This window comes from Paenarthrobacter nicotinovorans (assembly GCF_021919345.1).
Taxonomy (GTDB): Bacteria; Actinomycetota; Actinomycetes; order Actinomycetales; family Micrococcaceae; genus Arthrobacter; species Arthrobacter nicotinovorans.
In genome coordinates, this window is record NZ_CP089293.1 from 1,141,349 (window position 1) to 1,167,834 (window position 26,486).

General features: G+C 60.7%; 27 protein-coding genes and 1 pseudogene. 14 read left to right on the forward strand and 14 right to left on the reverse strand.

Features of this window, described 5'->3' with window-relative positions:
- The first annotated feature begins 64 nt into the window (after window positions 1-64).
- Window positions 65-955: an EamA family transporter gene (locus JMY29_RS05475; protein WP_189075956.1), complete on the forward strand. Its 891-nt coding sequence runs from the start codon at window positions 65-67 to the stop codon at window positions 953-955.
- A 179-nt stretch (window positions 956-1,134) separates the two neighbouring features.
- On the opposite strand, the gene JMY29_RS05480 is transcribed toward JMY29_RS05475, so the two are convergent.
- Window positions 1,135-1,356, reverse strand: a complete 222-nt coding sequence (locus JMY29_RS05480) for a hypothetical protein (RefSeq protein WP_189076098.1) — start codon at window positions 1,354-1,356, stop codon at window positions 1,135-1,137.
- Between JMY29_RS05480 and JMY29_RS05485 the strand changes: the two genes are divergently transcribed.
- Together JMY29_RS05485 and JMY29_RS05490 are read left to right on the forward strand one after the other, a co-directional pair.
- Window positions 1,355-2,374 (forward strand): serine hydrolase domain-containing protein, encoded by a 1,020-nt coding sequence (locus JMY29_RS05485; protein WP_189075955.1) that lies wholly within the window; start codon window positions 1,355-1,357, stop codon window positions 2,372-2,374. The genes JMY29_RS05480 and JMY29_RS05485 overlap by 2 nt on opposite strands.
- A 272-nt stretch (window positions 2,375-2,646) precedes the next feature.
- Window positions 2,647-2,860 (forward strand): annotated as a pseudogene (locus tag JMY29_RS05490) (IS21 family transposase); the annotation flags it as partial.
- A 21-nt stretch (window positions 2,861-2,881) separates the two neighbouring features.
- On the opposite strand, the gene JMY29_RS05495 reads toward JMY29_RS05490, so the two are convergent.
- Entirely contained in the window at window positions 2,882-3,868 is a 987-nt protein-coding gene (locus JMY29_RS05495) for a hypothetical protein (protein ID WP_189075953.1), read from the reverse strand.
- 467 nt (window positions 3,869-4,335) lie between these two features.
- On the opposite strand from JMY29_RS05495, the gene JMY29_RS05500 reads away from it, so the two are divergent.
- A complete protein-coding gene (locus JMY29_RS05500) occupies window positions 4,336-5,271 on the forward strand; it encodes a NaeI family type II restriction endonuclease (protein WP_189075952.1) in 936 nt (311 codons plus the stop codon).
- Window positions 5,268-6,113 (forward strand): HNH endonuclease, encoded by an 846-nt coding sequence (locus JMY29_RS05505; protein ID WP_189075951.1) that lies wholly within the window; start codon window positions 5,268-5,270, stop codon window positions 6,111-6,113. The genes JMY29_RS05500 and JMY29_RS05505 overlap by 4 nt, the downstream gene beginning before the upstream one ends.
- Here the strand turns inward: JMY29_RS05505 and JMY29_RS05510 are convergent.
- Window positions 6,106-7,125 (reverse strand): DNA cytosine methyltransferase, encoded by a 1,020-nt coding sequence (locus JMY29_RS05510; RefSeq protein WP_237567110.1) that lies wholly within the window; start codon window positions 7,123-7,125, stop codon window positions 6,106-6,108. The two genes, JMY29_RS05505 and JMY29_RS05510, sit on opposite strands and share 8 nt — an antisense overlap.
- Window positions 7,126-7,405: 280 nt before the next feature.
- Here JMY29_RS05510 and JMY29_RS05515 point away from each other — a divergent pair, with 280 nt between their 5' ends.
- From JMY29_RS05515 to JMY29_RS05530, 4 genes are all read left to right on the forward strand, one after another.
- Window positions 7,406-8,368, forward strand: coding sequence for an APC family permease (locus tag JMY29_RS05515; protein ID WP_229778613.1), 963 nt, complete (start codon window positions 7,406-7,408; stop codon window positions 8,366-8,368).
- A gap of 67 nt (window positions 8,369-8,435) precedes the next feature.
- Window positions 8,436-8,636, forward strand: coding sequence for a hypothetical protein (locus JMY29_RS05520; RefSeq protein ID WP_189075949.1), 201 nt, complete (start codon window positions 8,436-8,438; stop codon window positions 8,634-8,636).
- 166 nt (window positions 8,637-8,802) lie between these two features.
- A complete protein-coding gene (locus JMY29_RS05525; protein WP_064721986.1) occupies window positions 8,803-9,423 on the forward strand; it encodes a dihydrofolate reductase family protein in 621 nt (206 codons plus the stop codon).
- Window positions 9,424-9,768: 345 nt separating this feature from the next.
- Complete coding sequence (locus tag JMY29_RS05530; RefSeq protein ID WP_064721984.1) at window positions 9,769-11,109, forward strand: hypothetical protein; 1,341 nt, start codon at window positions 9,769-9,771, stop codon at window positions 11,107-11,109.
- Between the two features lie 103 nt (window positions 11,110-11,212).
- On the opposite strand, the gene JMY29_RS05535 is transcribed toward JMY29_RS05530, so the two are convergent.
- Together JMY29_RS05535 and JMY29_RS05540 are read right to left on the reverse strand one after the other, a co-directional pair.
- Window positions 11,213-12,457 carry a flavin-containing monooxygenase gene (locus JMY29_RS05535; protein WP_189075948.1) on the reverse strand — a complete coding sequence of 415 codons (1,245 nt, stop codon included), beginning with the start codon at window positions 12,455-12,457 and terminating at the stop codon, window positions 11,213-11,215.
- A gap of 9 nt (window positions 12,458-12,466) precedes the next feature.
- Window positions 12,467-12,799 (reverse strand): hypothetical protein, encoded by a 333-nt coding sequence (locus tag JMY29_RS05540; protein ID WP_189075947.1) that lies wholly within the window; start codon window positions 12,797-12,799, stop codon window positions 12,467-12,469.
- A gap of 164 nt (window positions 12,800-12,963) precedes the next feature.
- Between JMY29_RS05540 and JMY29_RS05545 the strand changes: the two genes are divergently transcribed.
- Together JMY29_RS05545 and cspE are read left to right on the forward strand one after the other, a co-directional pair.
- Window positions 12,964-13,530, forward strand: a complete 567-nt coding sequence (locus tag JMY29_RS05545) for a hypothetical protein (protein WP_039240218.1) — start codon at window positions 12,964-12,966, stop codon at window positions 13,528-13,530.
- A 233-nt stretch (window positions 13,531-13,763) separates the two neighbouring features.
- Window positions 13,764-13,967 (forward strand): transcription antiterminator/RNA stability regulator CspE, encoded by a 204-nt coding sequence (cspE, locus tag JMY29_RS05550; RefSeq protein ID WP_011773907.1) that lies wholly within the window; start codon window positions 13,764-13,766, stop codon window positions 13,965-13,967.
- A gap of 70 nt (window positions 13,968-14,037) precedes the next feature.
- On the opposite strand, the gene JMY29_RS05555 is transcribed toward cspE, so the two are convergent.
- From JMY29_RS05555 to JMY29_RS05565, 3 genes are all read right to left on the reverse strand, one after another.
- On the reverse strand, window positions 14,038-14,979 hold the full coding sequence (locus JMY29_RS05555; protein WP_039240512.1) for a membrane protein: 942 nt from the start codon (window positions 14,977-14,979) through the stop codon (window positions 14,038-14,040).
- On the reverse strand, window positions 14,972-15,610 hold the full coding sequence (locus JMY29_RS05560; RefSeq protein ID WP_229778612.1) for an ABC transporter ATP-binding protein: 639 nt from the start codon (window positions 15,608-15,610) through the stop codon (window positions 14,972-14,974). Before JMY29_RS05560 ends, JMY29_RS05555 begins: the two co-directional genes overlap by 8 nt.
- 61 nt (window positions 15,611-15,671) lie before the next feature.
- Window positions 15,672-16,151, reverse strand: coding sequence for a hypothetical protein (locus tag JMY29_RS05565; protein ID WP_229778611.1), 480 nt, complete (start codon window positions 16,149-16,151; stop codon window positions 15,672-15,674).
- A 633-nt stretch (window positions 16,152-16,784) separates the two neighbouring features.
- On the opposite strand from JMY29_RS05565, the gene JMY29_RS05570 reads away from it, so the two are divergent.
- Window positions 16,785-19,331: a helix-turn-helix transcriptional regulator gene (locus JMY29_RS05570; RefSeq protein ID WP_227453695.1), complete on the forward strand. Its 2,547-nt coding sequence runs from the start codon at window positions 16,785-16,787 to the stop codon at window positions 19,329-19,331.
- A 141-nt stretch (window positions 19,332-19,472) separates the two neighbouring features.
- Window positions 19,473-20,660: an APC family permease gene (locus JMY29_RS05575; RefSeq protein ID WP_233461070.1), complete on the forward strand. Its 1,188-nt coding sequence runs from the start codon at window positions 19,473-19,475 to the stop codon at window positions 20,658-20,660.
- A 242-nt stretch (window positions 20,661-20,902) separates the two neighbouring features.
- Here JMY29_RS05575 and JMY29_RS05580 read toward each other — a convergent pair whose 3' ends face one another.
- From JMY29_RS05580 to JMY29_RS05595, 4 genes are all read right to left on the reverse strand, one after another.
- Window positions 20,903-21,316: a hypothetical protein gene (locus JMY29_RS05580; RefSeq protein ID WP_189075944.1), complete on the reverse strand. Its 414-nt coding sequence runs from the start codon at window positions 21,314-21,316 to the stop codon at window positions 20,903-20,905.
- Between the two features lie 86 nt (window positions 21,317-21,402).
- On the reverse strand, window positions 21,403-21,831 hold the full coding sequence (locus JMY29_RS05585) for a MarR family winged helix-turn-helix transcriptional regulator (RefSeq protein ID WP_189075943.1): 429 nt from the start codon (window positions 21,829-21,831) through the stop codon (window positions 21,403-21,405).
- Window positions 21,831-22,247: an SRPBCC family protein gene (locus JMY29_RS05590; RefSeq protein ID WP_189075942.1), complete on the reverse strand. Its 417-nt coding sequence runs from the start codon at window positions 22,245-22,247 to the stop codon at window positions 21,831-21,833. Before JMY29_RS05590 ends, JMY29_RS05585 begins: the two co-directional genes overlap by 1 nt.
- Before the next feature lie 75 nt (window positions 22,248-22,322).
- Window positions 22,323-22,907 carry a hypothetical protein gene (locus JMY29_RS05595; protein ID WP_307730313.1) on the reverse strand — a complete coding sequence of 195 codons (585 nt, stop codon included), beginning with the start codon at window positions 22,905-22,907 and terminating at the stop codon, window positions 22,323-22,325.
- A 270-nt stretch (window positions 22,908-23,177) separates the two neighbouring features.
- On the opposite strand from JMY29_RS05595, the gene JMY29_RS05600 reads away from it, so the two are divergent.
- Window positions 23,178-23,873 (forward strand): nucleoside/nucleotide kinase family protein, encoded by a 696-nt coding sequence (locus JMY29_RS05600; RefSeq protein WP_189075940.1) that lies wholly within the window; start codon window positions 23,178-23,180, stop codon window positions 23,871-23,873.
- 8 nt (window positions 23,874-23,881) lie between these two features.
- Here the strand turns inward: JMY29_RS05600 and JMY29_RS05605 are convergent, their stop codons facing one another.
- Together JMY29_RS05605 and JMY29_RS05610 are read right to left on the reverse strand one after the other, a co-directional pair.
- Window positions 23,882-25,267 (reverse strand): UDP-glucose dehydrogenase family protein, encoded by a 1,386-nt coding sequence (locus tag JMY29_RS05605; protein ID WP_039240229.1) that lies wholly within the window; start codon window positions 25,265-25,267, stop codon window positions 23,882-23,884.
- On the reverse strand, window positions 25,264-26,433 hold the full coding sequence (locus JMY29_RS05610; protein ID WP_189075939.1) for a glycosyltransferase family 4 protein: 1,170 nt from the start codon (window positions 26,431-26,433) through the stop codon (window positions 25,264-25,266). Before JMY29_RS05610 ends, JMY29_RS05605 begins: the two co-directional genes overlap by 4 nt.
- Window positions 26,434-26,486: the final 53 nt, after the last annotated feature.

The following is a 26,486-nucleotide window of genomic DNA, read 5'->3' on the forward strand; positions in this document are numbered from 1 at the left end:
CACCTACATTGTCATACATCAAATAGTTCGACATCGAAATGTATGGAAGTGAACAATGGCTCGGATGTCTCCCCGCGACCTCTTCATCACCGCGCTCGCGCCGATGGTCTGGGGTTCCACCTATCTGGTGACAACTCAATTCCTTCCCGCCGACAGGCCGCTCCTTGCCGCAACCGTGCGGGCCCTGCCTGCCGGAATCGTGCTGATGCTCGTCACCCGGACGTGGCCGCGGGGAACCTGGTGGTTCAAAGCAGCGGCACTGGGCGCACTGAACATCGGGCTGTTCTTCTTCCTGCTGTTCTTCACCGCATACCAGTTGCCGGGTGGGTTGGCGGCGTTGGTCGGGTCGATCCAGCCCCTGTTCGTGCTCTTCCTGGGTGCGTTACTGCTGGGGGAGAGGATCTGCCTCGCGCATGTCGTGGCGTGCGCCGTGGGAGCTGCCGGGGTCGGTTTGCTGGTCCTGCGCTCCGACGCGTCGCTGACGGTCATTGGTGTGCTTGCCGGGATGGCGGGTGCGCTGAGCATGGCGGCCGGCATTGTTCTGACGAAACGTTGGGGAAAGCCCGACGGCGTGGGGCTGCTTGGGTTTACCGGCCTTCAGTTGGCGATGGGTGGGGTGATGCTGCTGCCGGTAACGCTGCTGGTCGAAGGGTTGCCGACGTCGGTTACCTTGCCCAATGTTGCGGGCTTTGCGTACCTCAGCGTCATTGGTGCGTTGGTGGCTTACGCCGTGTGGTTCCGGGGGATCCAGCGGCTGCCCACGATGGTGGTCTCGTTCCTGGGATTCCTGAGCCCGCTCGTGGCGACCGTGCTGGGGTTCGCGTTCCTGGGGGAGGCGTTGTCGGGCTGGCAGATTGTGGGCGCGGTGTTGGTGTTGGGGTCGGTGTATTTGGTGCAGCGGGCTGGGGCGGCGGCGGGGCGGCCGGTGCCGGCGAAGGTGAAAGTGCTTAGCTGACGGGAGCGGAGTTTTGATGCTTGTCCCGCAGGGGTGGCGGGAGGACGATCAATTTAGCCCTAGCGCTGGAATGCGCTCGCGGTGTTGTGTCGTCGCGGCCCCGAGCCGTATCCAGGAGGCAGTGATCATCGGCTGGACGTAAGCCGGACTGGCGCTGGCCCCGAGGTCTTACTTCGCGTTCAAGTTGGTGCGTTGATGAACCGCCATGGCTGGCTCGTTCGACTGGCTGGAGTGATGGTCGCGTCGGTGCTCTCCGGATCGGTGCTTGCCGGGTGCACATCACCGGGCCCGTCGCCGTCGCCGTCGCCGTCGCCGTCTCCATCGCCTTCGGACTCGCCGTCGCCGTCGTTCAGCGACGCTGAGGCCATCAGCTCGCTGGAGTACGCGATGCAGACCTTCATGGACCAAGACGCTGTGGCTGTCCTCGCCCAGCTGCGGTGGCCGGGTGGTGAATGGTCGAAGGCTTACGGGGTGCGAGATCTGGACACGAGGCAACCGGCCCGGCCGCAGGATCGAGTCCCCGTTTCAAGCGTTACCAAGACCATGACGGCGGTTTCTGTGTTGAAACTCGTTGACGACGGACTGATCGCTCTTGATGATCCCGTCAACGGGCTTTTGGAGAGCTTTGGGGTTGGTCTCAAACCTCCCGTCCCGATCACTCTGAGGCAATTGCTCTCCCAGACGTCGGGAATGCCAGATTACCGAGACGTGATGATCCGGAGCTTGGAGGACTTTGTGTCTGCTTCCTCTCAGGGGCTGACAACTCCGCAGGCTCTTCGGCTCGCCGGTACGTTGCCTTGGGAAGCGCGAACTGTCGGGCTATTCCAGTACTCCGACTCGAACAACCTGGCATTGGGACTGATCCTGGAAAAGTTCCGTGGCAAGTCATACCCTCAGATTCTTCGCGACGACATCATCAACCCCCTGGGGCTAAGCAGCACTTCCGTTGACGAGGAGGTATCGGAAGCGGCTGACTTGCTCAAGGGCTACGTCAGCATTGACGGCAAGCGTGTCACCGGCGGCACCGCATTGGAACGGCTCGGTTCCCCTATGCCAAGCGTGGTCTCGACCATGTCCGACATCAATGACTTCATGGCTGCCCTGTTTGGTGGCCGGCTCATCTCCGCCGGCGCTTTGGCGGAGATGAAGAAGGCTGTCATCGGCTCCTTCGCGCTGGGGGTGTTCAAGTGGTCCCCGGACTGCAGTGGCGCGCCGCGGTTCTTCGCCAAAGGCGGTTTCCTCGACTTCCGGACCATCGCGCTCAGTTCCAGCGATGGGCGGTACGAAGCAACCATGACTGTTTCCCCTGCTCCGGAGCCGTCGGCGCGACAGAATCCCGGCACGCTGTACGAACGTGATCTGATGAGCAGCCAGATACTGTCGGCGCTTATGGAGGTTCAGGACCGGTTGTGTGGGTAGGGGGGGACTGCGTGGTGGGTTAACGGGTATCCGGTGGGACTTCCGTGCCTGGGGGAGATTGGAGCGGTGCTGGCTCATCCTCAGTTGGTGATTGGTGATTGGTGGGTCACGTACGCCTATCTGCCCAATATCGAGGAAGCCATCGGAGCGTCTAAAGTCCGCTCCGCGTAGATATGGCCCACGAGAGAGCCCGTCGCTCTGGGCTACACGCTTTTGCATTAGTCCATCCTCGGGACGACCGCGCAGGCCACGGCCGCTCGGCGCCTAGGCACCCCCGGGTGCACCGGCAGAAGATCACCGAGCCCGGGCGTGCTTCATTACGTCTTCGGCGACGGGCCACAGATCAGCGGGGCGAAGGCCGTCCTCTTCGTGGCTTGGCCGGCGTTCTCGAGATCCCAGATCGTGATCTCCGTTGCCGGACCATCCGTCCCCTGGTTCGCCGCCTGGGACCGCCTGTTCTGGGTTCAGCGCGGGGCGCCCACCTATGACTGACTCGAATCAAGGAACTCAATGTGCTAGTCGAGTGGAGAGTTCAAAGAGACGGGTCTGTCCCGTGCCATGAGTGAAACGAGAGGTGTCTCGATTCAACGGGATGGAATAAAGCACGTTTGCAACTCTCGCGACCGAGGCAAACGCCGCGGCTCCCACTGTCTGCATTTTGGTACCTGTAAGAGCTAGTTCCATGCGATATGCGTTGTCGAGGACGTACTGGTCGTAGTACTCCATAAGGAGATCGTAGGTGGCGGCGGCGTCCATGGCGCTGACCGAACGGAGTTCACCATTCTGACTTGCAACGAGGTAGTCACTGATCAAACCCACCGCTCTGCTCTCGATGCCCTTCGGTGTGCTGGAATGGGTGGTCCTGACGCCAATAATTTTGTCCGTTGCGACACTCTCCAGCAGCGAGTCGAGCCTGCGGTACTTGAGAGTTACAAACGCGACAAGAATTGATCGGAGCGAAGCGTCGAGCCAAGGATGCCCCAGGGACAGTGGGACGAACTCGGTTCCTTCCCCCGGGGTGATGGCGTCAAGCTTCTTAAGTCCTTCCGGGAACTTCCCTGCGTCAAGGAGGTCCATGACGGGTTGCAGCTCTTCCGGCAGTGGTTCATAAGTTGTCGCCGCGCTATGGACAATGAAGACTTGGCGCCCGGTGCTGAGCAGCTCTTTCGTGAAGCAATAGATCAAAGGCTTGGTGAGCGCTGAAACATCCAAGATCACAGGCCCTGGCTGAAGCGACCTCACCGCATCACGAACACCATCGCTCGGGTCCACGTGGGAATTGGCATCGAAGTAGTCAACGCTGTCTGTGAGGGCCTCGACAGCAGCAGCAACAGCCCCTGCGTTTCCTTCGTCTGCGTACCGTACTAGGAGGAATCGATTCACGCGGGAGACTCCGCCTGCGTTGAGCGCAGCAATAGAGCCAGCCGCGCGGTCTTCGAATCCCACGCCGGTATCTGCCAGAATCACAGGCGCGCCCCAAACAGAGATGCGCAACCCAGATCCTTTGCAATCTGCGCCAGCGGCTCTTCGTCCTTGTGGGACAAATCAATAACATCCTGGCGAAACTCCGCCACATCGGCCGGGGCATAGTCAACATGCTTCCACGAGCCCTGTCCCGCTAGTTCAAGGAGTCAAAGCCGGGGGCAAACCCGCCCATCATGCCGGACTACGGGGTGCGCCCAAGTCGCAAGCTCGCGTATTTGAAGTGCTCCCTCAATGACTTAGAAGGCATATGCCCGGCGACTTCGCGCGACTCGGAAAGAATTCCTCCGACAATCTGGATTGCCACTCGTGCTGTTGATCCTCAATTTGGCCTCACCTTTCGCAGGGCAACTCAAGCTGGCACCCATGACAATTTGGCGTCCAATACTTGCATGCGTCAAACGGCCCATTAGACCTGGTCAGTGGCTAGTCAGCTCTCCGATTCTGGGTTGGCGCGGCGGTGCAATAGGGTAAGGGTCATGTTGCCCTTTGAGCTGGACGAACCGTCCATCCCGGATGATCTTGAACTCGAAGCAGTTGCCACGACACTCCTGGCAGCGGACCCCGACGGCAGCCGAATGGCCCGAGTTTTTCGATCCACCTTCGACCAGCTTTATGACGGTCAAAGGACAGGGCGCTACCGCTGGGATCAGCTGTTCAAGACGGAAAAGACACACTACGGCACGCTCATCGAAATTAACTTGCAGCGCGAGTTCGGCTTCGATGATGGCGAAGTCCTCGACTACAAAATTGCCGGGTACGAGGTAGATAGCAAGTACTCGGCGACCGCGCAATGGATGCTCCCACCCGAGAGTATCAACCACATTATTCTGGGCTCCGTCGCAAGTGACGAAAAATCCACATGGAGTATAGGTCTTGTCCGCGCGACGCCAGAAAACCGAAACGTCGGCATGAATCGAGACCAGAAAGGGAGCCTAAATGCGCTTGGGAAATCTCGCATTCGGTGGCTGTTCAAAAACGCGGAAATGCAGCCCAACATTCTATTGGAGCTGCCCGCGTCGCACGTGTCTCGGATTTTCGCGCCTAGAAGCGGCCAGGCCCGCGTCAATGAGCTGTTGAGAGTCGCTACGAACATGAGGATCTCACGCAACATCATTGCGACCGTCGCTCAACAGGATGACTTTATGAAGAGGGTTCGCGAGAACGGTGGTGCACGTAGTGTTCTTCGGTCGGAAGGCTACCTCATACTTGGAGGTGACTACAGTGCGCAAACAACGATCGCCCGATCTCTCGGCTGCGTCGTGCCAGAGCCTGGCGAGCTGGTCAGCATTCGGGTCGGCCCTGTCGACTTTGCGATGGCGAACTCCGTCCATCTCGAGGGACGGCACTGGCGAAGTATTGAAGGCGAACCTACAGCCACACCATCACATGCACCCAAAATCCTCGCCCAATGATCGTTGACTTTCTGCTACTGCCGCAGCCAGGCAGTCCCGAACTTCTCGATCTAATCGCATCCGGACCGCACCGCGTACTCTACGACTTCCTCCACGAGCGAAAGAACGATCCCCCAACGATGGTGGAAATTCGGGCCCACGCTGCCGCCGTCGCTGGGGCCAGTCATTCCCAAACAGATCGTCGAGTTCGCGACCTCCGAGACGTATACGGGATTGAGGTGCCTTGTCGCCGCATCGACGGCAAGCCGAGGTACGTTCTGGAAGGACTTCGAGATCCTACCGAGCCTCGAAGAATCGGAATCTCGCGCCGACTTCGAGCTCAGGTCCTCCTCGGCCAGCGATGTGCACAGTGCGGCAAGACGCCAAATGAAGACGGCGTAAAGCTTGAGGTAGACCACAAACTTCCCCTTAAGTGGGGCGGGGATAGCGACATAGATAACCTCCAGGCCCTTTGTCACGAATGCAACAACGGCAAGCGCGACTACTTCACGTCTATCGACCAGCACACGGATAAGATACGAGCCGCCGCGACCTGGCTCGAGCCGCACAAGCGCATCGGCGAAGCGCTGAAGGCCTTTGAGGCAGCTGGTGAGTTGGCGCCGAGCCAGATTATTGCCGTGGTCGCGTGCATGCACCAATTCCAAGAGGACTGGCAGAAGCGAATGCGCGAGTTAAAAGTCCTTGACTGGCAGTATAGGGTCCACTATCGATACGAGGACGGACGCAAGCGTAGCTACTACGAGCTAACAGCATGGACGCCATGGCCGCATGGCGACGTTGCAGCGGAAATTCGCCAACGCGAAAAGGCGCGTAAAGCCGACAAGAAGTCGGCCTCTAGCTAGCAGCGCGTAGGTGACGCTCCACCGACTGTTCAAACTGCTGGTTGGCAGGGGCCTTGACGCCTAGGGCAGTGGCAATGGAAGTCCCGATGGCTGCAGCGACCGGGGGTGGGAACGCATTCCCAATCTGGCGATAGACGGATGTTTTCTTGCCAGAGAACTGCCAGTCCAACGGGAACCCTTGGACGCGGGCAACCATTTCGTTGGTCAGACGGGGAATGTGGTCCAGGGGCGTTTCGATCCCCGGAACTTCATTGGCGATGCCCTTGCCGTCTACTCCGAGCTGAAGCCAGGCCGCCTTGGCTCGCGTCGGACCGAGGTCAGCCCCGCCGTGCTTCTTGGAACCCCCGACAACAGTCGGGGCAATGCCGTTGGCTTTCTTCGCCCAGGCTGTGGCACCGGCCCAGCCCCCGCTCTTCATTAGCGGCAGCAGCACTTCGCCAACGGTCGGCGGAGTGCCGTGAGCTGCGGGCCAGTCAAACTTCTTGTGGTACCGCCTTTTTACGGCCACGAGAATGAACCGGGGTCGGAGCTGTGGGACGCCAAATTCGCTCGAGTAGAAGAGCTGCCAGTCGGCTTCGTAGCCAAGACCTTCGAGTGCATCAAGAATTGACTGACGGTAAGTCGAAAACCTCGCTGATGCCAGACCCTTAACATTCTCGAGCATGACAGCCGACGGATTTGCTTCTTTCACGAGGCGAAGCGCTTCTGGGAAAAGGTCACGCTCATCGTCGGCGCCCAGCTGCTTTCCAGCGATACTAAACGGTGGGCAAGGTACGCCCCCTGCGAGAAGATCGATACCTTTGTAGTCCTTGCCGTTGACTTCGCGGACGTCACCATGGTGTACGTCCCATGAAGGTCGATTTAGGCGGAGGGTTGCGGCGGCGTCCTTGTCGATTTCGACCGCCAGTGAATGACCGAAACCAGCTTGCTCCAGGCCAACTGACTGACCTCCAGCTCCGGCGCAGATTTCGAGCACGGTGAGTTTGGGGGTCGTAGTCATGTCGTTCATCATCTCATTTCGAAGAGTCTCGTCTTTGCCGCTCAGGCCTGCGTGTCTGACCCTGCCAGAGGACACAGACATTTTGTGGGAAGCAGTAACAAGTAACCCTTCGGTCGCCCAAGGGGCAAATCCTGTTGTACTCCGTAGCTCTTTGGAAGGTCGCCCTTGCCCTGACCGGGTCCCGGAATGCTGCAGGAAAAATGAAGTCCGCCTCCATGCCAGGCTATGTCGCGTGACGGATCTCACACGACATCCCGGCCTTGGCCAAATCTGTTGGACAGTTTGGGTCGGTATGGGCAGCAACCCTCCATGGCCGGACTTCTGGTCTACTGACTCGAATCTAGTCCTCATTACGGCGATCGCGAAGGCAAACTTCGTTGTCGTCGGACTGCAGGGGCTGTTCATCGTGCTGTTCGTCGCCCTGGGACTCTCGTCCATCACCGGCGCGGGCACCGTCGACCTGTTGGCACCCTTCACCGGAGCCGACGGCGCTGACGGCCTCTCGCCGATCTTCGCCGACTCCGCGATTCTGTGCCTCTCCTACCTGGGGTTGGGCGCCGTGTCCACGTTCGCCGAAGAGACGAAGGACCCCAAGCGAAACCTGCCTCGAGCCATTATGATCACCACGGTCCTGGCCGGCGTGATCTTCCTGGGACTGGCGTACATCAGCCATCTGGTTCTCCCGGTCAGCACGTTTAACGACGTCGACGCTGCCGCGATCGAAGTGATTGGCGCAGCCGGTGGGAACCTGTTGGTCGCCTTCTTCACTGCTGCCTACATCGCAGGCAGCCTCGGGTCGGCCCTGACGTCCCAAGCATCGGTCTCGCGCATCATCCACTCCATGGGTCCCAGCGGCGTCTTCCCAGCTGCCCTCGGCAAGCTGCACGCCGGTTTTGGCACGCCTGTGCTGCCGATCCTATTGACCTCAGCCCTTTCGCTTCTGGCCTTCGTTTTGGACCTTCTGACCATCTCATCGCTCATCAGCTTCGGCGCCCTGGTTGCGTTCTCCGTGGTAAACCTCGCCGTGATCAAGCACTACTTCATTGATGAGAAGGCCCGCGGAGCCAGGGGAGTCGTTCACAACCTGGTGCTGCCCGCTATTGGGTTCGCGCTGACGGTCTGGTTGTGGACGAGTTTGAGCGGGTTGTCCATCGGCTTCGGTCTGGCATGGGCTGCAGTTGGTTTGGTCTGGCTCGCGTACTTGACCCGCGGGTTCCGCCGACCGGCACCTCAGCTGGACTTGAAGGAAGCCTAGAAAGTCGTTGCTTTCTGCGGATGACGTTAGGCTTCTTGGACGACATCGTAGGGGGACGATTCTGAAAATGACTACGGCACGTAAGCTCCGCATTTTGAACATTGCAGCCACAGTCCTGCTGTTAGCTGTTTTGACTCTGCAGTCCACCAAAGTGATCGACGGGTTCTGGAGCATGACGCTCCTGGTGCTTATAGGGGCCCCGACGACGGTGGCCTGGGTGATTCTTGAGCGGCGCCAGGGCGCGGAGAAAATGCGGGACTCGGCTTAGCCCGGCTTCTCGTCTATAAGGCCAAGACGGTGGGCCTGTGCCAGCGCAAGATGCTGTCGGCGTCGTCGTATCTTTCCGGTGACCATTGCCTGACAGTCCCTCCTGTGGAACTCTCGACTTGATCCTGCCGCCGGGGTGACGGCAGGCAGCAGGGAAGGAACCCGACATGGGACTGATCCACATTGACCTGTTCACCACCCTCGATGGGGTCGCGCAGGCACCGGGCGGGCCGGAAGAGGACACTGCCAACGACTTTGCGTTCGGCGGCTGGCAGGCGCCGCTCATCGACGAGGTTGTCGGCGAGCAGATCGATTCCGGTATGGCTGGGATGGACGCACTTCTATTGGGACGGCGGACCTATGACATTTTCGCCTCGTACTGGCCGCACCAGAATGGCAAAATCGCGGAGCTGTTCAACCGGATTCCGAAGTACGTGGCCTCGCGTCAGTCGCCGGAGCTTGAGTGGGAGGGCTCCACGCTGCTCGGCGCCCACACGGTAGCCGGGCTGCGGGAGCTCCGCGGGAAGCATCAAAACATCCACGTCATCGGGAGCCTCGACTTCGTTCAAACCCTTTTCGCGGAGCGCTTGTTCGATCAGCTCAATCTGTGGGTTTATCCGATCCTCTTGGGCCACGGGAAGAAGGTGTTCGCCGATGGGGTGGTGCCGACGAACCTCAGGCTCGTCGAGCCCGTAGTTGCTTCACCGAAGGGTGCCGTGATGCAACGCTACGCCTTGGTTGAGGGGACTCCTGGGGTGGGGAACATGGCGGAGATCGATCAGGAGTAGCGGCCGCGAGTGCTCGCGGGACGCGTGAGTTGAATACTTAAATGGATTCGCCGTTTATCCACGGGAAGCGCGTTAACAGCGCTGACATACTATGCACGACATCGGTCGAGGCGCGTGAGTAGACCAGGATTCGGGATGCGTGTGCCTTACGCCGACTGCAGTGACCATAAGCGTCAACGAAATTTCGGAGCGAAGTGGTTCCGCCTTTGGACCACGGATGGAAGTGTTCTCCGTGCTCTGCAGCCATGCCGAGGAGACGTGGGGTCGCCTTGGGTCCTGTCTCTCCTTACTCCACATACACTCAGTCCAGAGAGCGACCTGTAGCTGTCGGGAAGTTGGGACACGATGGAAAACGAAATTCAACTAATAAGCGACGGCGATGGTCTGGCAGTCATTGGAGACTCAAACGCTGTCCAGCGTTTCCTCACCTCCGAAGGTTTGACCTCGAAAGACCTTGGACTGCAAAGGCTAGGTCCGGCCATTGGCGCCGCGGCAGGCGCCTTACAGTCTACTTCCGAGATCGCAGCCAACTCCGGCCGGTGGGTCAAGCTCACTAAGGAGTCTGCGGAGCTCGTAAAGAAATACGGGCTTATGAAGAGTTCTTCGACCGGCCTCAACCTGGGAGTCGTGCAGGCGAAGGGTGGGCAGATCAAGGGCATCGTTCAATTCGCCAAAGTCCCAGGGACCCTGATCAGTAATCCAGCGGTCCTGTCTGGTGCGGCCGGAATCATGTCTCAGGTCGCCATGCAGCAGGCTATGAATGAGATCACCGATTATCTCGCCGCAATCGATGAGAAGGTCGATGATCTCTTGCGTGCCCAAAAGGACGCGGTGTTCGCTGCCATGATCGGAGTGGACATCGAAATTGAAGAGGCGCTTCTGATTCGCGAGCACGTGGGGAAAGTCTCGGAAACGACCTGGTCGAAAGTTCAGGCGACATCAACCACTTTGAAAAGCACCCAAGGATATGCGCTACGTCAACTCGATGCTCTCGCCGAGAAGATAGAACGGAAGAGCAAACTGGGCGAAGTGGCTGAAGTCATCAGTGAGATCGAACCAAAGGTCCGCGAATGGCTCGCCGTGCTTGCTCGTTGCTTCCAGCTCCAAGATGCCGTTGCCTTGCTCGAACTCGACCGGGTGCTGGATGCGTCTCCCGGAGAACTGGACCGGCACCGCCTTGGACTAAAGGCGGCCAGACACAAGCGCCTGAGTTTGATTTCGCAGAGCACCGAACGCCTCTTGTCACGCATGGACGCGGCCGCAGAGAAGGCGAACGCAAAGGTGTTGCTGCACCCCGGAGCATCCCGGGCTGTTGTTTCCTCCAGCAATCGGGTGGCAACAGGGGTGGTTGACTTTCACGGGTCACTCGGTCTTGAGCGGGGGCGGCCGGAGTTTGAGTCCAAACGCTGGATAGATGCAGCAGCCGAGCTGAGAGATAGGGCTCTGGAAACCGGGGCAGGAGGTGTGGACGCAGCTAGGCGCATGACTGCGGAGACGGTCGATCGCGCAAAGATTGCGACAGACAACGTGCTGGAAATTGGTGCGGAGAGGTTCGATGCCACTCGAAGGGCGGGCAGAGAAACTCTTGATGAGGCGAAATCAGCAACTGGGAAGTTTTCGAGTGGCTTTTCTGAGCGTGTCTTGCGCTGGCGTGGCGAGAAGAACGGAGAGGAAACGGAGGATTAAGGCCCCGTGTAATCTCTGCAGGCGGTGGTTTCCATGCGGAGCCCGTGGAGCCTAACCAAGAATTGGGGATCTGAAGGATGTCAGCTTGCTGCAATAACATCCGTCAGCTCCCAGCAACCCGCCCCGCCACGTACTCCGCGTCCAGTCCCACGCCGCCAACTATCGACGAGTAGTGCCGGGTCAGCCACGGCAACCCGACCACATACAGCCCGGGAAACTCCGTCACTCCCCGTGAGTGCTTCGGATAGCCCCACTCATCCACCAGTGGCAGGTCCACAAACCCAAAGTCCAGCTTGTATCCGGAAGCCCACAACACGGAAGTGATGCCCGCCTCCGCAAGGCTCACCCGCGAAGGCTCCGCAGGCAACCAGTCATCCGCTTCCGCAGCCGCCTGCTCCGGTGCATCGATCCCCGCTGCCGCAATATACGCATCAATCGCCTTGCGTGAACGCTGTCCAAACGCGGACTCAACGGTTGCGAGGCGTTCGGGGAGGTCGTCGCTGAAGGTGATGACGCCGTCGTCGACTGATTCAAGGTGACCGTGCAGGTGCATGCCGCGGCGGCCGAGCTCGCGGAGGTGGATGCTGTGGCCGCCGTCGGTACCGGAAAGCAGGGGATTGGGAGCAAACCGCAACGCGGGGGAGGGCAGTGCCTCACGGGTGAGGGCGTTGACGCCGTAGTCAGGTCCGTGTTTGCCGGTCTCGAGCATCCAGTAGATGAGGTCCTGGCCGCGGTAGCGGCGAGGGGCTTCGGGAACGACAGAGATGGCGAGGTGGACGTCGCGGCCGGCGTCGTGTAGCTCCTCGGCGATCTGACCGCCCGACTGGCCGGTCCCTACGATCAACACGGCACCGTCGGGCAGCTGCTCCGGATTGCGGTAATGGTGGGTGTGCAGCTGGGTCACGGCGGCGGGGAGCTTGACGGCCGGGGCGGGAACCTTGGGCACCTGATAGGCGCCCGTGGCCAGGACGACGTTCCGGGCTCGCAGGCTCCCTAGGGAGGACTCGATCAGGAACCCGCCCTCCGGAGAAACGGACAACCGGGTCACGTCAACGCCAGTGTGGACCGGCGCCGCAATCAGCTCCGCGTATCGCCTGAAAAGGTTCACGGCGGCGTCGCGGGGGATGAAGGCGTCACGGTCGCCGTCGTCGAACGGCATCCCCGGAAGGTCCAGCGAAAGGTTGGGCGTGTTCATGTAGAAGCCGTCCCAACGATCCTGAAAAGCGCCACCCAAAGTGTCACGCCGCTCCAGGAGCTGATGCTCCACGCCGAATTGCGTGAGCCAATAACTCGTCGTCAGGCCGGCTTGGCCTGCGCCGATGATGACCGTATCCGGGATGCGTCCCATGGGTGGACTTTACGCCCGGCCACCCCTTGGGAACAGTGCGTTGGGGAGAACTTTGCGGAGCGCATCCTCCACACCGGGAGCAACGGACGGCGCCTTGCCGCCCAGCTCGAAAAGCGGCAGGTAGCCCATGTGCCGGGCGGCATGATTCGCCATGGCGAGAGGTCCGACGTCGACTCCGGACAACGGCTCCCCGCGCAGCAGGCGTGAGGCGCTGCGCTCGCATCCAGAGATCTCAATGATGACCTCGAGGTCGAAGTTCCGCAGCAAATGACTGCTCCAAGGACTCTTGGGATGCGCGTGATCGGACGACGATCCGCCATGCGGGATCTCGGTGGTACTCAATGTGACTGGCCCCCTGGGCGCTCGCAGTGTTCCTTTAGGAGAAGTGCGGGCTGAGGCCGGGTCGTGACGCGAACGCCGTCATATCCGGCCGGCTCGGATCACATACAAGAGGTGCCTTGTATCAGAGGAAGGGCACGTGAAGGCGGATCTCGGAAAGGCTGGGCATGGATTTTTGGGTGGATATAGCGCAGATTATTGGGGCGCTGGCTACAGCTACGGCGCTGTTCTTCGTCGCCAAGGCAGCACGCCATTCGCGGCAGACGGTGGAGGAGTCCCAGCGGATGCGCCGCTTGGAGGCAGAACGGGACGAAAGAGCAATAACGACGGCGGAGCGGCGCCAGGCCGGGCGGATTGCCTTCTGGCCCGTCAGCAAGAAGTACCAGGGCAAAGAGCAGTGGGGGATTGAGCTGGTCAACTCCAGTGAGGCACCGATCTTCCGGCTGACCCTTGAGCGGCCCGAAGGCGTCACCCGGAAAGGCGTCCCGATCCCGGCGATCAAGGCGACCGCCAAGATTCTCCCTCCGGGACGCTACTTCTTCAGCCATCAGGATCGCTGGCCAACGTACATCGACGCGAGTCATGTCTGCGAACCCCTTCCGGGGAATGTCGACTACATGGGCAATGTGACGTTCATGGACAGCGACGGACGTCACTGGGCCCGGGGCACCGACGGGAAACTTCAGCAGGAAGCTCCGGAATCCGCCGCTGCACAGGCACCTCAGGGACCATAAATCAGCCGATTCCAGGCCAATCCGGCACATCCGATGGATAAAACATTTCCCAGCACTAGCTATCTGCTCAGAACTCTGTAGACTTGATGGTGTTGTTGTGTTTGGCATTTGGTAGTTCAGGCAGTCCCCATGATCCATCTGGATCGTGACCTTCTGAAGTAACGGTGGAGAACACCCCACACCGGAGACCCGAAAGTCGGGAGAATCTCCACCTTCAGTAAGGACTGAAAAAAATGGCTACAGGTACCGTGAAATGGTTCAACTCCGAAAAGGGCTTCGGCTTCATCTCTCCTGAAGATGGCAGCCAGGACGTTTTCGCTCACTACTCTGCGATCAACTCCTCGGGTTACCGCTCCCTCGAAGAGAACCAGAAGGTTTCCTTCGACGTCGAGCAGGGCCCCAAGGGTCCCCAGGCAGTAAACATCCAGGCTATCTAGTCTTCGGATAACGCAAAAAGCAGGGCCGGTCACTGACCGGCCCTGCTTTTTTGTCGCCCTCAACCCATCGTCAGACAAACTTCGTCATGCGCGACCAGATAACTATGGACATCAGGCCAGCCAAAACCAAGCCCCCCGCCATGAAGGCCAATCCGACTTCTACCTGAACAGGGAATGGCGGACGTGGACTGAATCCACCCCAATAGTTGAAGATGCCCTCTCCGGCGGCCGTAAGGATATTTCGCGGATCGTAGGGCCCTGCGAAGGGCGCCACCATAAGCAGCCCGCCGGCGGCCAAGCATGGTATCAGCATGCTTCTGGTCACCAACCCGACAAATAGACCAAGTAGCCCGAACAGGATCGCCGTTGACGCGCTGAATGCAATCTGGACTGCAGGGCTTCCAGCTGAGGCTTCAGCTACAGGGTAAGGAAAGCTCCCACCGGCCGAGGGCAGAAACGCAGCCCTGAGGACAGGCGCCGCAACCAGACTCAACGTGGCTGCAATCAACACGGCAGCCGGGGAAACGATTACGACAGTAAACGCCTTCGCCACGACGTATGGCCTGGCGCCTTGCATCACCACCCTATCCTTCAGGATCCGACGACGAGCGTCACCAGCCGCCACTCCGCATCCGTATATGAAGAAAAGTAGTGGGATGACCAAGAACGTGATCATCTCAAGCCCGGTACCGACTGCGTTCGTCCCTTCAAGAGCTTGGAAAGCGAAATAGGCTCGTTCATAGTCGTAACGTAGCGGATTGTCCACCAGCTTCTGACCGTCCTGGACCGCCAACCTTACGGGTTGCTCCATTGCCTGTGGCAGGGAAACCCCATTAGCGGATGCCTGGGCCTCCGTCGCCTGGAGACGAGTCATGCTGGCATCTACGTTGCTGACACTCCCAGTGAATGCGAACACTAGAGACAGCGATAGTCCGGCTATGGGCAGCAGCAGCATTCTGCCCCAGTACTGATACCTCAGTTCGGTTCGTATGGAACGGAGTAGGTTACTCATCAAAGTCGTCGACCTGGATTAGTGGTTCGCCTGCATTTCGCTGGATCTTTCCGCATCGTATTGAGAACTCAGAGGAGGCGACGTCCCGATAGAAGGAGGATTCATGATCAGAGATGAGCACACAGCTCCTATCTGAAGCGTGCTCCAATAGCTCTAGTAAGGCGGTGCGGCCCGTGTTATCCAGGCCGGATAGCGGTTCGTCCAGCAAGATACAAGGTCTCCCAGATGCAAAAGCGGCCGCTAGTTTAATCTTTTTCTTTTGACCGAGGGAGTAGGTTGCCGATCGCTTTGCAAGTAGATCATGGTTGAAAAATGCCTTCACCGAAGGCTCCTCCAGAACCGCCCTAGGCGATGCGTCCAGTAAGGCTCCCAAGTTCTGTGCACCTGTGAGACTCCCATGTACTGTGGAGTCATCGAAAGCTGCGGCAACGTTATTCGCCAATGAACCATTATGCCAAAGAATGCTTCCCTGGTACCTCTCCAGTCCAGCCAAGCACTTTAGGAGAGTGGTCTTACCGTTTCCATTATCTCCGCGAAGTAGATGTATTCCTATCGAAGGAAGAGTCAATGATACATTGAGCAATACGTCCTTACGCCCATAGCGTTTGGAAAGATCTAATATGCGTAGCATGAGTCCTCATCATTGGAGGGCCGGCCGTTGACGGCCGGCCCCAAGACTGCGGGTTATTTGCCTAGTCCTGCCACGCGTACCAAGCGCCATCGCCGTAAACATTTGCACTCTGGACGACGGTTGTGTGATAAATGTTGACGTCGCCCCACGGGGTAGGAGTGCCTATCCCCGCGTCGGTCAGTGCAGTGGTTGAGAAAGTTGGTTCTCCCTTCTTGAGGGTTGGCTGCATCGTGTTGCCATTGTTTGATGTAGATCTAGGGGTGGTCATGCCTTTGAGCGTCTGTGTGCTGTCAGGATCGTTGGCGGCATGAGCGGGAACCGCCGTCGTGGCAATGATTGCGGATAGAAATACGGCGGCAATGCTGGAGCGTGGTTTCATGATCGTGTTTCCCCCAATGGAAATGGGAATTGTGCGCAGAAATGTGTTGCATTTGCTCGCAGATGCATGAGAAATCACTCTCGCTGTTGGCGGCTCGTTGCGCCGCAGACTGCGCGGGTGATTGTCAATACTCTCAGCCGGGAGCGGCAGTTTGTCAAGCATTTTTATTTGAGGGTTATGAGGTAAGAGTTTCCCAATTGTCGGCACCACTTAGGTGACAACATTCAGCACCTAAATTTGCTCTTTTCGCCACCTAGAAAGCCGCATATGAGTCTGTGCATGACGGTTTTGCCACCTAGTCCGCGTTTCTCGGTGTAGCCCGCCTAGGTTCGTAGGTCGGGTCGACTCCGCTCCCTACTCCGCGATCACACCAGCGGCCTGCGGCTCCCTCCATGAGGCGTCCCGTGGGCATTGAGCCCTGCCGGTCAGGGACGTATCCTCCTTTTGTCGCTCCCCGGGTAGAAGATGTCTACTACCGATGGAGAGTGGATTCGAATACATATCCACATAGCGAATTACACCAATGTAATTCATCCAACGCAGACCGTAGCGTCGGTAGCAAGAGACCACGACGCAAGGGGTACCGATGATCTGCCCGAACACCAAACACCAGCGCGAACTCCGCCGCCACCACCTAGTTGATGCCGCTCACCACCTGAATCGACCCAAATCATCACCTAGATTTGGCAGATCTCGCCTGTGCAAGCCATTTTCAGCACCTAGTCCGCTGTTCAAGATCTAACCTGCGAGGTGAGCCGAATGTCGGTCATGCACAGAAGCAGAAGGTTGGATCGGGTGTTCGATGTAGAGGTCCAGCGTGTCCTGGACTATGTAGCGCACGGCATTGGTGTGCGCATCGTTGGGGTACCCGGCAGCGGCAAAAGCACGGTGGTGCGCAACGTCATCGCGAGCCTGGAGAAATCCGGAGCGATGGTCCATGTCATCGAAGGTCTCCGTACACACAGGAACATCCCCTTCTCGGCCATCAAGAGCCTTGGACTCGATCTGCGGCCAGGCCGCAGCGGGGTGTTGGATCTGGCTGATGTCCTTTCAAGTCACCTGGCCATGAGTGGCAAACATGTCCTGATCCTGGATGACATCCATTTCGTTGACGACGAATCCTTGGCTGTTCTTGAAGCTGTCCGTGGCCGTTCGAGCAGCCCGTTGATTGCCACGGCACCCGAGAACGTCACCTTCTCCGAGAGCCAACTGGCTGTCCTCAACCACGGGCGGGAAGCCGTCCTCCAGCTGGACCCTCTTCACTACGAGCAAGTCCACACCCTGCTCTCCCAAGTGCTGGGCGGATCAGCCGATGCTGACACGACAGCGCGGATTCTGACCAAGGCGGCCGGCAACCCTCGCCTCATCGTGAAGATCGCAGAGACCGCCTCACTGAGCGATCTGTTGGTCAGGCGTGGTGGGTTGTGGCGCATGACCGGTGAGACGCTTTGGAGCGATCATCTCCGCGGAACCATCGAGGGGTTGTTGGCGGAGCTCACCGCGGACGAGTTTACGGGGTTGAACACCATGGCCATTCTGGGTACGGCCCGTATCGATGTCCTCCAGAAGATCGTGCACCCCGACGTGCTGGATGCGCTCGAGCGCAAGGGCCTGCTGTCCGTCATGGACGATCACCACAACGGCGCCACGGCGGCGGTCAGCCCGCCTGTGGTCGCAGACTACTTCAACGGGCAGAAGTCCCTACGGGACAGGCACCTGCTGCGGAGCAGAATCGCTGGTGTGCTGGAGTCAACGCCAGCGGCTGCCGACACCTTCACCACCGCAGACTGCCTCTCCCGTGTGCTCGCCTCACTCCGCCGAGAGCGCAGCAGCGACGACGCCGTTACGGCCAGGCACTTTCATGAACACAGCACGGTCCGTGAGCGCGCCCGCTTTGAACGGTGGGAAGCCGAAAAGTCTGTCGCCAATGCGGCTGCACTGTTGCGCATCTATTGGGGCGCACCTGTGGATGTGAAGCGCGCCCAGCGCGTCTGCACGGAAACATCAACCCACGACGCAGACCCTTCGGACCTGCTGCTGTTCACCATCTCCAAGGCCCTCCTCGCCATCAACACGGGCAGGGGATTGAACTCGGCCGTTGGGATTCTGAAGAACTTGGGTGAAACACATCCAGGACTAAAATTTGGTGCGGACGCCGCCATTCTATTTTTCAGCGGATCCCACAGCCGCGTCCCCATGGCCCGACTTGAGTCGGGAACAGGCCAGGTGCCGGGGATCGGCAAGCTGATCGAGGGCCTTATGCATCTTTACCGCCTCAATCCGACCATGGCCCTGGAAGTCATCAAGGACACGAAAGACGACGAGACCTTCCCGCACCTACGGCCATTCATCACCGGCTTCTCCCTTTTTGCCAGTGGCAAGATCGACGAATCGCTGGTGTTCGCACTGGACTGGCGTGCCGAAGCCCGTAAGAACCTCGACCAGTTCGGAGTGGTCAGCAGCAGTTACATCGCGGTCCACGGGCTGCTCTACCGCGGCTACTTCGAGGAAGCCGAATACCTGATGAGCAGCGTGTTCGCGATGGGCCGGCCGGGCTTTGTGGTGGATGTACTTTACGACGCCATGCTGCGCCTTGCGGGCCTGCGGCACGCCACGTCTTCGGCGGCGCCGGAACTATCCATCGCCACTCAGGCGCGGACGGAAGTGCCCGACGTCGGTCCGTTGCCTGGTGTGGGTAAGGGGACTTACGCACTGGTCGCCGGCAGCAACACTCGGCCGGCGGGATTTGACCGCCGCGCCTTACAACTGATCAACCGGCAGCTGAAGAGCGGTTACGTACTGGAAGGAATGATGACGGCGCTGCTGTGCACCTGCCTGAGTCCGGCTCGCCCGGTGCTGGACCTGCTGAAAAGGATCCTCAGGGAAAGCAACATCACCGTTCATGAACAGTTCCTGGCCATCGCAACTGCTGTGGTGGAGGGAGACCACAAGACGCTCAGCAGTTTGTTGAAGCACTACGAACCGGACATCGACCTCTACCAGGTTGGCATGTTGCTCCAGGGCGGCCTCAAACGTCATGTTCTGGACGGCGACTCCGACACTGCGGAAGTCCTCGCGGGGGAGTCATCACTGTTCGCGGCCCGATTCCCGGCAGCCTTCGAACCGGTCTCCTTCATTGCGGTGAAGTCAATGCTCCTCACGGACAGGGAAACCGAAATAGCCTTGCTGGCCGGGTACCGCTCGAATGTGGAGATTGCTGAACAACTTGGAATCAGTGCCAGGACCGTGGAGAACCACATTTCCAACGCTCTGCGAAAGACCGGCGCAACTTCGCGCAATCGTCTCTTCATCCTGGCCAGAAATTCACTGCCGCCCGAGTGACACTGGATATGCTGTCAGCGTCCCTCCCATGGCACATACATAAGTGCCGTGGCAGATGCTGAAAGGGCTCTTGTGAACCAGCCACCCACGTTGGCCCGACGCCTAGGTACCTTCGACGCTTCCCTTATCGGCTTGGGATCCATGATCGGAGCCGGCGTCTTCGCGGCCTTCACCCCCGCAGCCGCAGCAGCCGGATCAGGCTTGTTGATCGGGCTGGTGGTGGCGGCATTCGTGGCCTTCTGCAACGCCACCTCCTCTGCGCAGCTCGCGGCGAGGTACCCCACTTCCGGGGGCACCTACATTTACGGTCGTGAACGGCTCGGCCAATGGCCCGGGTTCCTTGCCGGATGGGGGTTCGTCATCGGCAAAACGGCCAGTGCCGCCGCGATGGCAATGACCTTCGCCGCCTATGCCGCACCGCAGGGCTGGGAGCGGCCGGTGGCGATCGCCGCCGTCGTACTTCTGACCGCCGTGAACTATCACGGCGTGACCCGAACCGCGGGCCTTACCCGGGTGCTCGTGGTTGCCGTGCTGGGTGCCTTGGCGATCGCTATTGCAGCAGTCTGGGGTGGTTCCGGCCCGGACTTCGGGAACATTGTGGGGGAGGGGCTCCTGGCACACGGCTGGTACGGCGTCCTCCAGTCGGCCGGCCTGCTGTTCTTTGCGTTTGCCGGCTACGCCAGAATCGCAACCATGGGCGAGGAAGTACGTGACCCCCGGCGGACCATCCCCAGGGCAATTACCATCGCGCTGGGAATCACCATTGTCATCTACGCCGTCATTGCGATTACCTTGCTCGGAGTGCTCGGTCCGCAGGGGGTAGCCGGGACACCGACGCCACTGGCCGACGCCGTAGCGACAGGCTCGATGGCGTGGGCGGCTCCGGTGGTTCGAGTCGGCGCGGCCGTGGCCTCGTTGGGGGCGCTGCTGGCCTTGATTGCGGGCCTCGGACGCACCAGCCTGGCGATGGCCCGGGAACGTGACCTACCACCATGGCTGGCTGCCGTGCACCCCAAGTACAAGGTCCCGCATCGGGCAGAAACGGCCTTGGCCGTTGTGGTGTGCCTCGTGATCGCAGTGGCGGACCTCCGGGGCGCCATTGGGTTCTCGTCCTTCGGTGTGCTGCTCTACTACCTGGTGGCCAATGTGGCCGCGTACACCCAACCGCAGGAAGACCGCCGATATCCCAAGTTCCTTCAGGTGGCTGGCGCTGTGGCCTGCGTGGGTCTGGTGATGACGTTGCCGCCGCTCTCCGTGGGGCTTGGTGTGCTGATGTTCGCGGCGGGGATCATCTACCGCCTTTTGCGGCTCCGCCGAAACCGGACCTAAGTGTAATGAGGTCCGGCTGGGCACGACTCCACCGGGGGTAGTGGGGTGGAGCCGTGCCGTAGTGCCGCCTACGTCTGGAGCAGGTGGGGTTACCCGCAGGACACCGGGATCCCTGCTCCGGAGGCACAAAAGAACCATATGGCCGGATTTCCGGCCCTAGGTATCGAAACCCCGAAACTAGGTGGTCCTGGGCGCGGTTTAGTTCGCAAAGAGCATGAAATTAGGTGTTGGGTGTGGCCGCTCTAGGTGTTGGCACGTCGTCGGGCATTCCTGCGCTCAACGGATTCCATGAACGTGACAATGCTGGCGAGGGTCATGGCAAGGGAACACATCACCGCCAGCACTGCGGGAGTCTCCTGGAAGGGAACAACCAGCAACGGACTGAGCATCATGGCGTTGCCGAATCCGGACGCCGCAAACACTCCCGCTTTCAGCAGCAAACACCTCAACGGGTCCATTACCAAGGCGGCTACCGGCGCCACCACACCCAATGCCATGGTGAGCACAACCGCGGTAGCCCGCAGGTCCGCGGGATCAAGCACCTTCAGGCCTTCCGGGGGTGGAGCCATTCCCAGGAGGGTAGCCGACACCGCAGAACAGACAGCAACAATGCTCGTGAATATTCGAAGGGCTGCAGGGTAGAAGTGCGTAATCACTGGAAAATCCTCGTCGTTCGTCGGCCCTACCCCCGGCATAGGGGTAGTGCGACGAACTGCGGACCCATGACGCGAATTACCGCCGGCTAATCCTCCGGATGCGCCAACCGCTTCAACAGGGGGACTAGGTCACCGCCGGAAGCAGGTCCGAAGAAGTGGGCATCGGCGAGTTCAACGGCGGCAATGGCAAGCGGGGCCAGCTCTGCCCCCGCCGCTGTGACTCGCAGCCGCTTGGACCGCGTGTCCGCAGGGTCCACTTCGCGCTCGATGAGGCCCTTCTGTTCCAATGTGCGCAGAACCTGCGACGCCATCTTCACATCGGTGCCGGCCTGACGGGCTACGGCCAGCTGATTGGGATGGCCGCCCTCTTTGTTGAGCCACCAGGTGCACGCCAACAGGACGAACTGCACGTGGGTGATGCCGTGCGGGGCCAGGGCCGCCGCGACCTCACGTTGCCAACGAAGAGTCGCGTGCCACAACAGGAATCCTGGACTTTCGCCGGGGCTGAGCGGCATCAGAGCTGTGCGTGTTCGACGAGGGAAGCCATAGTCTCGGGCCAATCTGCCGTGATACCAGGTCCAATGCCGGGCCCGATATCGTCTGCCCCGGCGCCGGAGATCTCCATCCGGTAGGTAACCCGGACGCGGCCGCCGTCGAGCTTTTCGATGCGGTGGGTGGTGCGCAGCAGCAAGCCGTCGAATCGCGCTTCGTCAACGAAAAGCTCACCCGGCACCACCTCGGCGAGCTGCAGCGCGATGGCGTCCTCGCCCGGCGGTGTCATCAGGATGGTAGCGCCCTTAGCGAAGGGGCCGTCGATCTCGATCCGTTCGATCTCGGCGTTCCAGTCGCCCCAACTTTCGACGTCGGCCCACAGGCGCCAGATGTCCTGTTGTGCCGCGCCAGTCTCAACGGTGTGTTCGTAGTCCCACATGGCTGCCTCCTCTGGAAGATGATCTATGCACAGACTATCTGTGCATAGATCATCTTGTCCATGGAGCGCGAGGATTTACTTTTCGCAGCCGATGCCATCGTGGTCGTTGTCCAGGCCGTAGATGTCCGAACCGATCACAGTCACAGGGCCTCGGACGTATGAGGGACCGTTGCCTTTGCCGCCAGCGCAGTCGACGTCGGAGTCAATCGGCACACAGGCACCGGCATAGTTCGGGTCGCATTGGCTTTGTGCCGGCGCGACGGGAACCGCCTTGGGTGCCGCGTTCGCGGCTGCTTGGTCGGCTGCAGCTTTGTCGGCCGCGGCCTTCGCTGCAGCTGCCTGGTCGGCAGCCGCCTTGTCTGCGGCCGCCTTGTCCGCTGCTGCCTTTACCGCTGCGGCTTGGTCAGCTGCCGCCTTGTCTGCAGCTGCCTTATCCGCCACTGCCTTGGCCGAGGCGGCACGCTGGTCATTCAGTTCCTGTGCTGCGGCTGAATCCAACCACGTCAGTTTCCCGGCCTGATCAACGGCGCACACGTACGTCTCGCCTGCCAGAACCTGGGTCTTTTTCTCCGCAGAACAGGACGTTCCCGAGATCTTGCTGGGTGTTGGCGTGGGCTTTGGTGATGCGGTGGTGGCCGGCGACCCGCTGGAGCTGCTCACTGAGCTGGCAATTCCAATCGGTGCGCAGGCCGTCAACAGAATGAACAGTGACCCCATGGCCGCGATGCCAAGTGCTTTGGGCCGAGTACTCCGGCTGGATGCTGACTGTTTTTCGGCGCGCGAAAATTGTTTTTGCAACGTAATGCCCCCTTTTAGTGCGCCGATGCGATGGCGCGTGCTGCGACCATAACACCCGCCTTAAGGGCGAGAGCGAAAAAGTCGCATATTACGTGCCACATGGCTGAGCCTGCCCTGTGTAACCATGGGTGGATGCTTGGGGAGAACGAGACCATGGGAAAGGCTGGGTTTTTCCGTCTCTTGGCAGCGGACTTGCAGGCACTCGGGGCTGGACGGCAGCTCGTTGGCATCGACGGCGTGGATGGCAGTGGCAAATCAACCTTCGCCGAGGGGTTGTCGGAAGCGCTCACGTTGTCCCAGGCCCGTCCCGTCCTGATTATTCACGTCGATGATTTCCTCAATCTTCAGGAAGTCCGACACCGCCGGGGCCGGGCATCGCCCGAGGGATTCTGGCTGGATACATATGACTACGAGGCGCTTGAGAAGTACGTCCTCACCCCGCTCGGGAAGGGCGGCGACGGCGTGTATCGTCCGGCAGCTGCGGATGTCCGAAAGGATGTGCCGCTACACCCCGAACCCCGGAAGGCGCCGTCCGATGCGATCATCCTGGTGGAGGGAATGTTCCTCCACCGCGACCGGATGGCCGGCCACTGGGACTACTCCGTTTTCCTCGATGTTCCCTTCGCGGAAACGGCCAGGCGCATGTCTATCAGGGATGGCAGCAACCCGGACCCTGAACACCCCTCTATGCGCCGCTACGTTGGTGGGCAGCGGCTCTACTTTGAAGAGAGCCGGCCATGGACGCGCGCCTCACGGGTTGTCGACAACACTCTTCCCGAACAGCCGCGGCTGCTGTCTGCAACAGAGGCCGCACAGCGGCAGCGCTGATCAGCGGGCTACGCCCGCGCGTGCCGCTTCCGGTCGGCACCGCCGGTGGTGCCTTCCTCGTCGACAACCACTGACGCGCCCGTACCCAAGCCGCGCACCGTCCACCCGGCGCCCCGCCAGGCCTCTGCGTCCAGTACGTTTCGAGCGTCCAGCACCATCCGGCGTCGTACCAGTGAACCGGCAACAGAAGGCGACAACGCAACGTACTCGTCCCATTCGGTGAGCAGCAGCACCAGTTCGGCGCCATCGAGGGCGCGTTTGGTGGAGGCCTCGAAACGGATCTGCGGGTAGCGGATCCACGCGTTGTTGATGGCTTTGGGGTCGGTGACGGTGACGTGGGCGCCGGCGTCGGCGAGTTGCTGGGCGACGTCCAGGGCGGGGGAGTCGCGGATGTCGTCCGTGTCCGGTTTGAAGGCGGCGCCGAGGATCGTGACGGTGCGGCCGGACAGGAAACCGCGGCACATTTCGCGGGCCACCTCCACCGCGCGGGAACGCTGGTCCAGGTTCACTGAATCCACCAACGCCATCCACTCATCCACGGACGGTACGTCCAATTCACGCGCCTGCGCCCGGAAGGAACGGATGTCCTTGGGCAGGCAGCCGCCACCGAAGCCGAGTCCGGCGTGCAGGTAGCGGTTGCCGATACGAGGATCCAGACCCATCGCCTCACTCAACTCACTCACGTCCGCGCCCGATGCGTCGCACAGCTGGGCCATCGCGTTGATGAAGCTGACCTTCGTGGCCAGGAACGCGTTCGACGCCGACTTGATCAGCTCCGCAGTCGCGAAGTTGCAGACCAGCCGCGGGATGCCGGCGCAGATCAGAGGTTCGTATACCGCATCCAGCACGGCGGTGACGGGCGCGCCCGCAGCGGCGCCCTTGCCACCCGGAACCCCATACACCAGCCGATCGGGCACCAGCGAGTCCTTCACCGCGGTGCCTTGCCGCAGGAACTCCGGATTCCAGCCGAGCAGGACGTCAGAGCGTCGGGCCAGCACCGCGCGAAGCGTTTCCACCGTGCCTACCGGCACCGTGGATTTACCGACGACGGCGGCGCCCTTCGCCAAGTGCGGCAGGAGGCTCTTCGTGGCGCCCATCAGGTACGAGAGGTCCGCGGTGTCAGAGGTCTTGGACTGCGGGGTACCCACGCAGAGAAAGTGCACCTGCGCGTCCGCTGCAGCCGCGAAATCCGTGGTGAACACGAGCCGGCCTGTGGTGCGGCCATCCTTCAGGAGCTCATCGAGGCCCGGTTCATGGAACGGGGCCAGCGCCTTGTTGAGCTGCTCCACTTTGGCGGCATCAACGTCGATGCCCACCACGGTGTGGCCCATGGACGCCAGAGTTGCAGCGTGGACTGCCCCGAGGTAGCCGCAGCCGATCACGGAGATCTTCATGAAGAGGGTCCTTTGCTTGAGGTGAGTTCCGAGGGGCCGGTTGTTTCGCTGGGCACGCCGGAGATGACTTCGTTGTAATGACGGACCAGCTCGGCGCTGAGCACCGGCCACGTCCGGCCCTGGACCGAAGCGGCAGCTGCCGTTGCGAACGCGCGGCGCTTGGCGTCGTCGCCCATCAGGTCCTGGACGTAGGCGCGGAGCTGGGTGAGGTTTCCGGGCTCGTACAGCCAGCCGGTGCGGGAGTTTTCCACCAGGTCCAAGGGGCCGCCGCGCCCCGTGGTCACCACCGGAACGCCCGACGCCATGGCTTCCTGGATGGTTTGGCAGAACGTCTCGAACTCTCCGGGGTGGACGAAGAGGTCGAAACCGGCGACGGCCTCCGCCAGGGCTTCGCCGCCGAGGAAACCGGCGAAATGGGCGTTGGGAAGCGCGGCTTGGAGAGCTTCGCGCTGCGGGCCATCGCCGACGATGACCAGCTTGGTGTTCGGCACATCCGCCAGCACGGCGAGATCCTCCACCTGCTTCTCGACGGCGAGCCGGCCGACGTAGCCGATGATGCGCTGACCGTTAGGCGCTACTTTGCTGCGCCACGCCGGCGAACGTTTCGCGGGATTGAAGCGCGCGGTATCCACACCGCGCCGCCACATGTCCACGCGAAGGATGCCGCGTCCGCGCAACTGGTTCAGCGCGAAAGTGGACGGCACCAGGGTCCGGGTGGCCAGGAGGTGGATGTTGTCCACGCGGTTCCAGGCCCAGTTCTCCAGGAACGGCACGCCATAGCGGCCCGCGTAGCTGGGAACTTCGGTTTGGTAGATCGCGACCGTAGGGATGCCGAGTTGGTGGGCGGCCTGCACGGCGCGCCAGCCGAGGACGAAAGGGGAGGCGAGGTGAACGACGTCCGGCGCGAAATCGGCAAGGATTCGCTTGACCCGATTCACACCACCCAACGCCACCCGCACATTCGTGTAACCGGCCAGCGGCACGGAGGGAAGCCGGTGCACATACGCGCCCTTCTCGACGCTCGAAACATCAGTGTCCGAGGTCGACGGCGCGATCACCATCACCTCATCCCCGCGCTCCTGCAGATGCTCCAGCACCCGCAGTATCGAGTGGGTAACCCCATTCATCAGTGGCAGGAATGATTCGGCGACGATTGCGATCCTCACGCCTCCCACGGTGGTCGCGGCGGGTGGCTTACTGGGTGCGCGGGGGTGGCCTG